Source organism: Agrobacterium sp. 10MFCol1.1, assembly GCF_000381165.1.
GTDB classification, from domain to species: domain Bacteria; phylum Pseudomonadota; class Alphaproteobacteria; order Rhizobiales; family Rhizobiaceae; genus Agrobacterium; species Agrobacterium tumefaciens.
On the sequence record NZ_KB906080.1, the window covers coordinates 100782 to 113987 of the forward strand.

Annotated in this window: 8 protein-coding genes; all 8 read left to right on the forward strand. The window is 58.8% G+C overall.

What is annotated here, in order from left to right; genetic code table 11:
• The first annotated feature begins 114 nt into the window (after nucleotides 1-114).
• Nucleotides 115-828, forward strand: coding sequence for an aspartate/glutamate racemase family protein (locus F617_RS0120540; protein ID WP_013762076.1), 714 nt, complete (start codon nucleotides 115-117; stop codon nucleotides 826-828).
• Nucleotides 829-1599 (forward strand): class II glutamine amidotransferase, encoded by a 771-nt coding sequence (locus F617_RS0120545; RefSeq protein ID WP_004431819.1) that lies wholly within the window; start codon nucleotides 829-831, stop codon nucleotides 1597-1599.
• A gap of 442 nt (nucleotides 1600-2041) precedes the next feature.
• Entirely contained in the window at nucleotides 2042-4504 is a 2463-nt protein-coding gene (locus F617_RS0120555) for a glycogen/starch/alpha-glucan phosphorylase (protein WP_004431815.1), read from the forward strand.
• On the forward strand, nucleotides 4504-6711 hold the full coding sequence (gene glgB / locus F617_RS0120560; protein WP_019566535.1) for a 1,4-alpha-glucan branching protein GlgB: 2208 nt from the start codon (nucleotides 4504-4506) through the stop codon (nucleotides 6709-6711). The genes F617_RS0120555 and glgB overlap by 1 nt, the downstream gene beginning before the upstream one ends.
• Before the next feature lie 22 nt (nucleotides 6712-6733).
• A complete protein-coding gene (gene glgC / locus F617_RS0120565; RefSeq protein ID WP_004431809.1) occupies nucleotides 6734-7996 on the forward strand; it encodes a glucose-1-phosphate adenylyltransferase in 1263 nt (420 codons plus the stop codon).
• A 5-nt stretch (nucleotides 7997-8001) separates the two neighbouring features.
• Nucleotides 8002-9444 (forward strand): glycogen synthase GlgA, encoded by a 1443-nt coding sequence (glgA, locus tag F617_RS0120570; RefSeq protein WP_004431807.1) that lies wholly within the window; start codon nucleotides 8002-8004, stop codon nucleotides 9442-9444.
• A 4-nt stretch (nucleotides 9445-9448) separates the two neighbouring features.
• Complete coding sequence (locus tag F617_RS0120575) at nucleotides 9449-11077, forward strand: alpha-D-glucose phosphate-specific phosphoglucomutase (RefSeq protein WP_004431805.1); 1629 nt, start codon at nucleotides 9449-9451, stop codon at nucleotides 11075-11077.
• Between the two features lie 135 nt (nucleotides 11078-11212).
• On the forward strand, nucleotides 11213-13168 hold the full coding sequence (gene glgX, locus F617_RS0120580) for a glycogen debranching protein GlgX (RefSeq protein WP_019566536.1): 1956 nt from the start codon (nucleotides 11213-11215) through the stop codon (nucleotides 13166-13168).
• Nucleotides 13169-13206 lie beyond the last annotated feature (38 nt).

Consider the following 13206-nt stretch of genomic DNA (forward strand, 5'->3'; position numbering starts at 1 on the left):
CAATGCACGCCCACAGTTTGCAATCTGCCTTCTAAATCCCTGAAAAAACGCATGCCGTTTTCATTGCGGCAATGGCATTCTTGTCATCAATCAAACTTTTATAAGGGAACGCCTATGAAACGGATCGGTCTGATCGGCGGCATGAGCTGGGAATCCACCGCAACCTATTATCGCATGATCAACGAGGCCGTTCGTGACAGCCGCGGTGGGCTCGTATCGGCCGATATCGTCATGCATTCACTCGATTTTTCCGAGGTTGTCGCCCTTCAGAAGGCCGACCGCTGGGATGAGGCCGGCGCGCTTTTGGGCGCTGCGGGTGCGCGTCTTGCCAATGCGGGTGCCGATTGTGTGCTGATCTGCACCAACACCATGCACCTCGTTGCGGAAACCGTTGAAAAAATGTCGGGCGTCACTCTCATCGACATCATTGATGAAACTGCCACCGCATTGAAGGCGGATGGACGCCGCAAGCCGCTTCTGCTCGCCACGCGCTACACGATGGAACATGGCTTCTACACCGACCGCATGCGCCGCCACGGCGTCGATGTGGTCGTGCCGGATGAGGAAGACAGGGCCGCCATCCACGACATCATCTTTGGCGAATTGTGCCAGGGCGAGATCAAGTCGTGCTCGCGCGAGCGCTACATGTCGGTCATCGAGAAAGCCCGTGCGCTCGGCGTCGATTCCGTCATTCTCGGCTGCACCGAAATTTCCCTGCTGATCGATCCCGATGCCCTGCCTTTGCCGGGCTACGATTCGACCGCCATTCACGCCCAGGCCGCTGTCGGCTTCGCGCTCGGAAACAAGGCCCTGAACAGAGCTGCATGAATGTGCCGCCTTTTTGCCTATTCCGGTAAACCGGTCTGGCTCGACAGTCTTCTGATCGAGCCGGAAGCATCGCTGGTCAGCCAGTCCATGGCCGCAAGGGAAGCTAAAACCGTCGTCAATGGCGACGGTTGCGGTCTTGGCTGGTATGGCGAGCGCGGAACGCCCGGCGTTTTTCGCGACACCAGACCCGCCTGGTCCGACGCCAATCTGGCCGCCCTTTGCCACCAGCTTCGCTCGGGCATGTTCATGGCCCACGTCCGCTCCGCCACATCAGGCGAAGTATCCCGTGCCAATTGCCACCCCTTTGCGCATGGTCAATATCTGTTCATGCATAACGGCCAGATCGGCGGCTACGAGCAGATCAGGCGCGACATTGATTCCCTCATACCCGATGATATTTATTCCGCCCGGCGCGGCACCGGCGACAGCGAAGCCATCTTCCTGATTGCCGCCGGCCACGGCCTTGATGCGGACCCGGTTCGGGCCATTTCCACCGCGCTGCGCCTCTGCCTGGAAAAGATGATCGCGGCGGGTGTTTCTTCCGCGTTGCGGTTCAGCGCCGTGTTGATGGATGGCGATTGCCTGCACGCCTTCCGCTGGTCAAGCGACGACAAGCCGCCAACGCTTTACTGGCGCGGGCTTGAAGAGGGCATCGCGCTAAGCTCGGAACCATTTTCCTTCGATTGCACCCCGTGGTGTGCGGTGCCGCCAAATACCCGGGTGACGATCCGCGCCGGCGGTATGACCACTGAACCTTTTTCCCTGCCGTAAACGTCGCATTTCATGACGACCGAGGCCATTTTTTTCAGTTTGGACGCCACCGGTGGGCGCGGCTGCGGCAGCGTCGTGTTTATTTTCATTGAATTATCTCCGCCGCGAAGGCTAGTGTGTGATCCGATAGACCGAAACAGATTTCAGGACCGGTGAACCATTTCAGAAGTGTTGCAGCCCCTCTCCCTTTCTTGAACGATGCCCTGCATCGCAACGACCATGCAAACCCGTTCATGAATGACGGACAATGGGCAGGCAATGCCTTTGGCGATCCTCGGGACGCTGAAGAAAAAGTGTTATTTTTCATTACCATAAGCTGTTCAAATTTCCACAAAAAATGCTGTTGCCACGCCTCCATATCGATGCATAAACTGGCATCAGTAAAGGCAAACCGGATCGACCTCATCAGACCCTCTCCTCCCACCAAGGTGCTGACCGACCAATGATCAATAATCTAAACGCCGCCGATCTTCCCCGTCCCGCCCCGCGCAGTTCCAACCCGGAAATCATGGCAGCGGAAATCATCGAGCGCCTCACCTACCGTATCGGCAAGGACGTAAAAGTTGCCAAGCCGCATGACTGGCTGACCGCGACCATTCTCGTCGTCCGTGACCGCATCATCGACAAGTGGATGGCCTCCACCCGCAAGGCCTATGCCAACAATTCCAAGCGCGTTTATTACCTGTCGCTCGAGTTTCTGATCGGTCGCCTGATGCGCGATGCGATCTCCAATATCGGGCTGATGCACGAAATCAGGGACGCGCTTTCTTCGCTCGGCGTCGATCTCGATGTCATTGCGGGACTGGAACCGGATGCGGCACTTGGCAATGGCGGCCTTGGCCGTCTCGCTGCCTGTTTCATGGAATCGATGGCAACCGTCGATATTCCCGCCTATGGCTACGGCATCCGTTATGTGCACGGCCTTTTCCGCCAGCAGATGGCGGACGGATGGCAGGTGGAATTGCCGGAGACGTGGCTGGCTCACGGCAATCCCTGGGAATTCGAACGTCGCGAAAGCTCGTATGAAATCGGCTTTGGCGGATCGGTGGAAACCATCGGTGGATATGAGGAGCCGCAGCGCTTCGTCTGGAAACCTGCCGAACGCGTCATTGCCATGGCTTACGACACGCCTGTCGTCGGCTGGCGCGGCACCCGCGTCAACACCTTGCGCCTATGGTCGGCGCAGCCTATCGACCCCATTCTGCTTGCCGCCTTCAATGCCGGCGACCACATTGGCGCGCTGCGGGAAAGCAACAAGGCTGAAAGCCTGACGCGCGTTCTCTACCCCGCCGATGCGACCCCGGCCGGCCAGGAATTGCGTCTGCGGCAGGAGTTCTTCTTCTCCTCCGCCTCCCTGCAGGACATTCTGCGCCGTCACCTGCAGCAATATCCGGATTTCACCTCGCTGCCCGACAAGGTTTCGATCCAGCTCAACGACACGCATCCGGCCATTTCCATCTGCGAAATGATGCGCCTGCTATGCGATGTCCACGGCCTTGAATTCGACGAAGCCTGGAAGATCACGCAGGGCACCTTCTCCTACACCAACCACACGCTTTTGCCCGAAGCGCTGGAAAGCTGGCCCGTCCCGCTGCTCGAGCGGCTTTTGCCGAGGCACATGCAGATCGTCTATGCGATCAATGCCAATACGCTGGTCTACGCCCGCAAGGAAAAGAAGATGCCGGATCAGCAGATCCGGTCCATCTCGCTGATCGACGAAAACGGTGAGCGGCGCGTGCGCATGGGCAATCTCGCCTTCATCGGCTCGCATTCCATCAACGGTGTCTCGGCACTTCATACCGAACTGATGAAGGAAACGGTCTTTGCCGACCTGCACAGCCTTTATCCCGAGCGCATCAACAACAAGACCAACGGCATCACCCCGCGCCGCTGGCTGATGCAGTGCAACCCCGGCCTGACCGGATTGATCCGGGAAGCGATCGGCGACGATTTCCTCGACGATGCGGAAAAGCTGACAGCGCTCGACCGCTTCGCCGACGATGCCGGTTTCCGCGAAAAATTTGCCGAAGTGAAGCGTCTGAACAAGGTGCGGCTTGCCAATACGGTGGCGCAACGCATGGGCATCCGTGTCGATCCCTCGGCCATGTTCGACATCCAGATCAAGCGCATCCATGAATATAAGCGCCAGCTTCTGAACCTTATCGAAACGGTGGCGCTTTACGACCAGATCCGTTCTCACCCGGAACTGGATTGGGTACCGCGCGTTAAGTTCTTCGCAGGCAAGGCAGCGCCGAGTTATCACAACGCGAAGCTGATCATAAAACTTGCCAACGATATTGCCCGGGTCATCAACAACGATCCGGCCGTGCGCGGGCTTCTAAAAGTGGTGTTTATTCCGAACTACAACGTCTCGCTTGCGGAAATCATGGTTCCGGCCGCCGATCTGTCCGAACAGATCTCGACGGCTGGCATGGAAGCCTCGGGCACCGGCAACATGAAGTTTGCGCTGAACGGCGCGCTCACCATCGGTACGCTGGATGGTGCGAACGTCGAAATGCTCGAACATGTCGGCGAGGATAACATCGTCATCTTCGGCATGACGGCGGAAGAGGTGTCGAAAGCGCGCGCCGAGGGCCACAACCCCCGCGCGATTATTGAACAGTCGGTGGAACTGTCGCAGGCGCTGTCATCTATCGCCTCTGGCGTATTCTCACCCGACGACCGCTCCCGCTTTGCCGGGCTGATCGACGGCATTTACAACAGCGACTGGTTCATGGTCGCGGCCGACTTCGACGCCTACGCCGAAGCGCAGCGCAAGGTGGATGCGATCTGGAGCGATCCGGAAAGCTGGTATGCGAAAACAGTCCGTAACACGGCGCGTATGGGCTGGTTCTCGTCCGACAGGACGATCCGGCAATACGCCGCCGATATCTGGAGAGCCTGATGAAAAAACCGCTCAATTCGGCCGAAGAGAAAAAGACTGGCGAAATCACGAAGGCTGAAATCGAGGCGATCAAGAGCGGTTTGCATTCCAACCCCTTTGCACTTCTCGGCGTTCACGAAACGCCGGGAGGTTTTTCTGCACGGTGCTTCATTCCGGGGGCTGAAGAAGTATCTGTCCTCACACTGGACGGATCTTTCGTCGGCGAACTGAAGCAGCTCGATCCGGAGGGCTTCTTCGAAGGCCCGGTCGATCTCACCTCGCGTCAGCCGGTGCGTTATCGCGCCTGTCGCGACGATGCGGAATGGGCAGTGACCGACCCCTACAGCTTTGGTCCGGTTCTTGGACCGATGGACGATTATTTCGTCCGCGAGGGATCGCATCTGCGACTGTTCGACAAGATGGGCGCTCATCCGCTCAAGCTTGAAGGCGTCGAAGGTTTCCACTTCGCCGTCTGGGCTCCCAATGCGCGGCGCGTCTCCGTCGTCGGCGATTTCAACAATTGGGATGGTCGACGGCATGTGATGCGTTTCCGCAAGGATACCGGCATCTGGGAAATTTTCGCACCTGACGTCTATGCCGGCTGCGCCTATAAATTCGAGATTCTCGGCGCAAACGGCGAGCTTCTACCGCTGAAGGCCGACCCCTATGCACGGCGTGGTGAACTGCGGCCGAAGAACGCCTCCGTTACCGCACCGGAACTGGCGCAGAAATGGGAAGATCAGGCCCACCGGGAACATTGGGCGCAAGTGGACCAGCGTCGGCAGCCGATCAGCATTTACGAGGTGCACGCCGGTTCCTGGCGGCGTCGCGAGGACGGCACCTTCCTAAGCTGGGACGAAATGGCCACCCAGCTCATTCCCTATTGCACGGATATGGGCTTCACCCATATCGAGTTTCTGCCGATCACCGAACATCCCTACGATCCGTCCTGGGGTTACCAGACGACCGGGCTTTATGCCCCGACCGCCCGTTTCGGCGATCCGGAAGGTTTCGCCCGCTTCGTCAACGGCGCCCACAAGGTCGGCATCGGCGTGATCCTCGACTGGGTTCCTGCGCATTTTCCAACTGACGAGCACGGCTTGGGCCTGTTTGACGGGACAGCGCTTTACGAACATGCCGACCCGCGCCAGGGTTTTCACCCCGACTGGAACACGGCCATCTACAATTTCGGGCGCATCGAGGTATTGTCCTACCTCGTCAACAACGCGCTTTATTGGGCCGAAAAATTCCATCTCGATGGATTGCGCGTCGATGCCGTCGCCTCGATGCTCTATCTGGATTATTCCCGCAAGGAAGGCGAGTGGATCCCCAACGAATATGGCGGGCGCGAGAACCTGGAATCCGTCCGCTTCCTGCAGAAGATGAACTCGCTCGTCTACGGTACCCATCCGGGCGTCATGACCATTGCTGAAGAATCCACCTCCTGGCCGAAAGTGTCGCAGCCGGTTCACGAGGGCGGCCTCGGTTTCGGCTTCAAATGGAATATGGGTTTCATGCACGACACGCTGAGCTATTTCTCGCGTGAGCCGGTGCACCGCAAGTTCCACCATCAGGAACTGACATTCGGCCTTCTTTATGCCTTCACCGAAAATTTCGTGCTGCCGCTTTCCCATGACGAAGTGGTGCACGGCAAGGGATCGTTGATCGCCAAGATGTCCGGCGACGACTGGCAGAAATTTGCCAATCTCCGGTCCTATTACGGCTTCATGTGGGGTTATCCCGGCAAGAAGCTGCTGTTCATGGGGCAGGAGTTCGCCCAGTGGAGCGAATGGAGCGAAAAGGGATCGCTCGACTGGAACCTTCGCCAATATCCGATGCATGAGGGTATGCGCCGCCTCGTGCGCGATCTCAACCTCACCTACCGTTCGAAAGCCGCTCTGCACGCACGTGACTGCGAACCCGAAGGTTTCCAGTGGCTGGTGGTCGATGATCACGAAAACTCGGTCTTCGCCTGGCTGCGCTCGGCGCCCGGCGAAAAACCGGTTGCGGTTATCTGCAATCTGACCCCGGTCTACCGGGAAAACTATTATGTGCCGCTTCCTGTTGCGGGGCGGTGGCGGGAGATTCTCAACACCGATGCCGAAATTTATGGCGGCAGCGGCAAGGGAAATGGCGGACGCGTTCAGGCGGTCAATGCCGGTGGGGAGATAGGGGCGATGCTCGTCCTGCCGCCCTTGGCAACGATCATGCTCGAACCGGAAAACTGACAGACAGAACGGGAGGACAACCATGTCGGAAAAAAGAGTTCAGCCCCTGGCGCGTGATGCAATGGCCTATGTTCTCGCGGGCGGTAGAGGAAGCCGTTTGAAGGAATTGACGGACCGCCGGGCAAAACCAGCGGTTTATTTTGGCGGTAAGGCCCGCATCATCGATTTTGCACTTTCGAACGCGCTGAATTCCGGCATTCGCCGCATCGGCGTCGCCACGCAATACAAGGCTCACTCCCTCATCCGCCACCTGCAACGCGGCTGGGACTTCTTCCGTCCAGAGCGTAACGAAAGCTTTGACATTCTGCCGGCCTCGCAGCGCGTGTCCGAAACGCAATGGTACGAAGGCACCGCCGACGCCGTTTACCAGAACATCGACATTATCGAGCCCTATGCGCCCGAATATATGGTCATTCTGGCCGGCGACCATATTTACAAGATGGACTACGAATACATGCTGCAACAGCATGTCGATTCCGGCGCGGATGTAACGATCGGTTGCCTTGAAGTGCCACGCAAGGAAGCGTCGGGCTTCGGCGTGATGCATGTGAACGAAAAAGACGAGATCATCGACTTCATCGAAAAGCCGGCCGATCCGCCCGGCATTCCCGGCAATGAGAATTTCGCGCTTGCCTCGATGGGGATCTACGTCTTCCATACGAAATTCCTGATGGAAGCGCTGCGTCGCGATGCCGCCGACCCAACCTCCAGCCGCGACTTCGGCAAGGACATCATTCCCTATATTGTCCAGCACGGCAAAGCCGTCGCCCACCGTTTCGCGGACTCCTGCGTGCGTTCGGATTTCGAGCACGGACCATACTGGCGCGATGTCGGAACCATCGATGCCTATTGGCAGGCCAATATCGACCTGACGGATGTGGTGCCTGACCTCGATATCTATGACAAGTCCTGGCCGATCTGGACCTATGCGGAAATCACTCCGCCGGCGAAATTCGTGCATGACGATGAGGACCGCCGCGGTTCTGCCGTGTCGTCGGTTGTGTCAGGCGATTGCATCATTTCCGGCGCCGCCCTCAACCGTAGCCTTCTGTTCACAGGCGTGCGCGCCAATTCATACTCCCGCCTTGAGAATGCCGTAGTACTGCCGAGTGTAAAGATCGGGCGCCACGCCCAGCTCAGCAACGTCGTCATCGACCATGGAGTGGTCATTCCGGAAGGACTGATTGTAGGAGAAGACCCCGAACTGGATGCCAAACGTTTCCGGCGCACGGAAAACGGCATTTGCCTTATCACCCAATCGATGATCGACAAGCTGGACCTGTAGAGCCCATGAATGTCCTTTCGGTTTCATCCGAAATTTATCCCCTGATCAAGACCGGAGGGCTCGCCGACGTTACCGGCGCCCTCCCCATCGCGCTCGAAGCCTATGGCGTGAGAACGCGCACATTGATACCCGGATATCCGGCGGTGAAAGCCGCCGTGACGGACCCCGTCAAATGTTTTGAGTTCACCGATCTGCTTGGCGAAAAGGCCGATCTGCTCGAAGTCCAACATGAGGGGCTAGACCTTCTGATCCTTGACGCGCCCGCCTATTACGAGCGTTCCGGCGGCCCCTATCTCGGCCAGACCGGCAAGGATTATCCTGATAACTGGAAGCGCTTTGCGGCGCTCTCGCTGGCAGCGGCACGAATCGGCGCCGGTGTGCTTCCCGGCTGGCGGCCGGATATGGTGCACGCCCATGACTGGCAGGCAGCGATGACCCCGGTCTATATGCGTTATGCCGAAACGCCGGAGATTCCGAGCCTTCTCACCATCCACAACATTGCTTTTCAGGGTCAGTTCGGGGCCAACATCTTCAGCAAGCTCGAATTGCCCGCCCACGCCTTCGGCATGGAAGGCATCGAATATTATAACGATGTCAGCTTCCTCAAGGGCGGCTTGCAGACGGCAACCGCGCTCAGCACGGTCAGCCCATCCTATGCGGAAGAAATCCTGACCGCGGAATTCGGCATGGGGCTGCAAGGGGTGATCGGCAGCCGCGCCCATGTGCTGCACGGTATCGTCAACGGCATTGACGCCGATGTCTGGAACCCGGCCACCGACCATCTGATCCACGACAACTATTCCGCCACCAATCTCAAGAACCGCGCGCTGAACAAGAAGGCCGTCGCAGAACATTTCCGCATCGACCAGGATGACAGCCCGCTTTTCTGCGTCATATCCCGCCTCACCTGGCAGAAGGGCATCGATCTGATGGCGGAAGCCGTGGACGAGATCGTTTCCCTCGGCGGCCGTCTGGTTGTGCTGGGCGCCGGCGATGTGGCATTGGAAGGCGCGCTACTGGCGGCGGCATCCCGCCACCATGGCCGCGTCGGTGTCGCCATCGGTTATAATGAGCCGCTGTCGCATCTGATGCAGGCGGGTTGCGATGCGATCATCATCCCCTCGCGCTTCGAGCCCTGCGGCCTTACCCAGCTTTACGCGCTGCGTTATGGCTGCGTTCCCGTGGTTGCCCGAACCGGCGGCCTTGCCGATACGGTGATCGACGCCAACCATGCCGCCATCGCCAATAAATCGGCGACCGGTGTACAATTCTCGCCCGTCACGCTCGACGGTCTGAAACAGGCGATCCGCCGAACCGTGCGTTATTATCACGACCCGAAACTTTGGACACAAATGCAGAAACTCGGCATGAAATCCGATGTTTCCTGGGAAAAAAGCGCTGCGCTCTACGCCGCGCTTTACAGCCAGCTTATTTCGAGAGGCCATTGAAACAATGATCAAGACCGTTCAGACGACACCCTTTCAGGATCAGAAGCCGGGCACATCCGGCCTGCGCAAGAAGGTGCCCGTCTTCGCCCAGGAAAATTATGCCGAAAACTTCATCCAGTCGATCTTCGACTCGCTTGAGGGCTTTCAGGGCCAGACGCTGGTGATCGGCGGCGATGGCCGTTATTACAACCGCGAAGTCATCCAGAAGGCGATCAAGATGGCGGCCGCCGCCGGCTTCGGCAAGGTGCTGGTCGGTCAGGGCGGCATTCTCTCAACCCCCGCCGCCTCCAATATCATCCGCAAATACAAAGCCTTCGGCGGCATCGTGCTTTCCGCCAGCCATAATCCTGGTGGCCCGACCGAAGATTTCGGCATCAAATACAATATCGGCAATGGCGGCCCAGCGCCGGAAAAGATCACCGACGCGATCTATGCCCGCTCGAAGGTCATCGACAGCTACAAGATTTCCGACGCTGCAGACGTCGATCTCGACAAGGTGGGCAGCTTCAAGGTGGATGAACTGACGGTCGATGTCATCGATCCGGTCGCCGATTATGCCGCTTTGATGGAAGAACTGTTCGATTTTGCCGCCATTCGCGCCCTGATTGCCGGCGGCTTCAAGGTTGTCGTCGATTCCATGAGTGCCGTCACCGGCCCCTATGCCGTGGAAATCATCGAAAAGCGTCTCGGCGCGCCGAAGGGCTCGGTCCGCAACGCAACGCCCCTGCCCGATTTCGGCGGCCACCACCCCGACCCGAACCTGGTGCACGCCAAGGAGCTTTACGACGATGTCATGAGCCCGGAAGGTCCCGATTTCGGCGCGGCGTCGGATGGCGACGGCGACCGCAACATGGTTGTCGGCAAGGGCATGTTTGTCACCCCGTCCGACAGCTTGGCGATCATCGCCGCCAATGCACGGCTCGCGCCCGGTTATGCCGCCGGCATTTCCGGCATCGCCCGTTCCATGCCGACAAGTGCCGCAGCCGACCGCGTCGCAGAAAAACTTGGGCTTGGCATGTACGAGACGCCAACCGGCTGGAAATTTTTCGGCAATCTCATGGATGCCGGCAAGGTTACAATCTGCGGTGAGGAAAGCTTCGGCACCGGCTCCAACCACGTGCGCGAAAAGGATGGCCTGTGGGCCGTGCTCTACTGGCTGAACATTGTCGCCGCCCGCAAGGAAAGCGTGAAGGACATCGTTACCAAGCACTGGGCCGAATATGGGCGCAACTATTATTCCCGCCACGATTATGAGGAAGTGGATTCGGACGCCGCAAACACTCTGGTGGCCATCCTGCGCGAAAAACTCGCAACACTTCCTGGCACCAGCTACGGCAATCTTAAGGTCGCAGCTGCTGATGATTTCGCCTATCTCGACCCGGTCGACCAGTCCGTCAGCAAGAACCAAGGTATCCGCATCCTGTTCGAAGGTGGTTCGCGCATCGTGCTGCGCCTTTCCGGCACGGGCACTGCGGGCGCAACGCTCAGACTTTACGTCGAGCGCTATGAGCCGGATGCGGCCCGTCACGGCATCGAAACGCAGGCGGCGCTTGCCGACCTTATTTCCGTTGCCGACACGATCGCCGGCATCAAGGCCCATACCGGCCGCAACGAACCGACCGTCATCACGTAAGGTTTTGCATTGCACGCACCGTTTCCGGCAACGGGCATAGCGAAAAACTTGGCAGGCGGCCATGAGGCCGCCTGAGGTTACTGACTAACCTCCCCGCCAGACTCGATATCATCATCTTCCGGAGAGAGAGAGACCATGCAGAAACCAGCCGTTTTCCCCAAAGGCGTAACCCAGACGGAAAACGGAACGGAATTTGCGGTCTATTCCCGGCACGCCTCACAAATCGACCTTTGCCTTTTTGAAGCGACGGGCGAAAAAGAGACGGCGCGTTTGCCAATGAGGCGCGATGAGAATGACATTCACCGGCTGACAGTTGCCGAGACCGGCCCCGGTGCGCGATATGGCTACCGCGCCGACGGCATTTATGCCCCCGAACATGGCCTGTGGTTCGACCCCGCAAAACTGCTGCTCGACCCCTATGCCACGGAGATAGACCGGCCATTCCGGCATGATGCCGCGCTTTTGACCTATGGCGAAGACACGGGCGCGATCATGCCGAAGGCGATCCTGTCGCAATATGAGCAGGTCAGGCGCCAGCCGCCACGCTTTGCCGAAGGCGGGCTGATTTACGAACTCGCGGTTAAATCCTTCACCAAATTGCACCCTGCCGTGCCGGAAGAGCTGAGAGGCACGGTGGCAGCGCTGGCTCATCCTGCCATTATCGCGCATTTGAAAAAAATCGGTGTCGATGCGGTGGAGCTGATGCCGATCACCGCCTGGATCGACGAGCGCCACCTGCCGCCGCTTGGCCTTTCCAATGCATGGGGATACAATCCCGTCGGCTTCATGGCGCTCGATCCGCGCCTCTGCCCCGGCGGAGTGCGGGAGCTGCGCGACACGGTTGCAGCCCTGCACGCGCAAGGCATTGGCGTCATTCTCGATCTGGTCTTCAACCATACGGGTGAAAGCGACAGCGAAGGCTCCATCCTGTCTTTGCGCGGACTGGACAATCTCACCGCTTTCCGTCACCCGGAAGGAAAGCCGGGCGTGCTGGTCAATGACACCGGCACCGGCAACACGGTGGCCTGCGATCATCCCTATGTGCGCCAGCTCATTATCGATTCCCTCAGGCATTTCGTTCTCAATGCCGGTATCGATGGCTTCCGTTTCGATCTCGCGCCCATATTGGGACGAACGGCTAGTGGCTTCGACATGGCCAGCGAAACGCTTGCCGCCATGCACTCTGACCCGGTACTATACGACCGCGTGCTGATCGCCGAACCATGGGATATCGGCCCCGGCGGCTATCAGCTCGGCAATTTTCCGGAGAGCTTTCTGGAATGGAACGACCGCGCCCGCGACGACATGCGCCGGTTCTGGCGCGGCGATGCGGGAACAACCGGAGCGCTGGCCAATGCGCTTTCCGGCTCTTCGCCGATCTTTTCCCGCCATGGACGTGCAAAAAGCCGCAGCGTCAATTTCCTTGCCGCCCATGACGGTTTCACCCTGTTCGATCTCGTCAGCCACGAACACAAGCACAATGAGAAAAACGGCGAGAACAATCGCGACGGGCATAATGAAAATCATTCCTGGAACAATGGTTTGGAGGGATTGACGGACGATCCTGCCGTCGTGGCCGCCCGCCACGCGGATGTGAAAGCGCTGCTTTCCACGCTCTTCGTCAGTCGCGGCACATTGATGCTGACCGCCGGCGATGAGGGTGGCCGCAGCCAGCATGGCAATAATAATGCCTATTGCCAGGACAACGAGATAACGTGGGTCGACTGGTCGTCGCTCTCCCAGGAGCTGACTGACCACACGGCATTTCTTGCAGCACTTCGCAAACGCTTCGGCGTGTTTTCGCAAACCGAGTTTTTCTCAGGCAACGGCGATGTGGCATGGCTTGCCCCCGGCGGAGAACCGATGACGGTCGCGGAATGGGAAAGGCCGGACATGCCGGCTTTCGCCATGGTGCTTGCCACGCCGGACCACGAGACCGAAAACGACGCGGAGCTTGCCGTGCTCATCAACCGCAGCCATGAGATCGTGCCCTTCACCCTGCCGGGCGACGACTGGCAAGCGATCGGCACGGATTTCGGCAATCCGGCCTTCCTGCCTGCCCGCTCGGTAGTGTTTTATCTGCGCGGTTGATCGCTTGGCCCCGGCACCTTTATAAGTTCCGAAAGGCA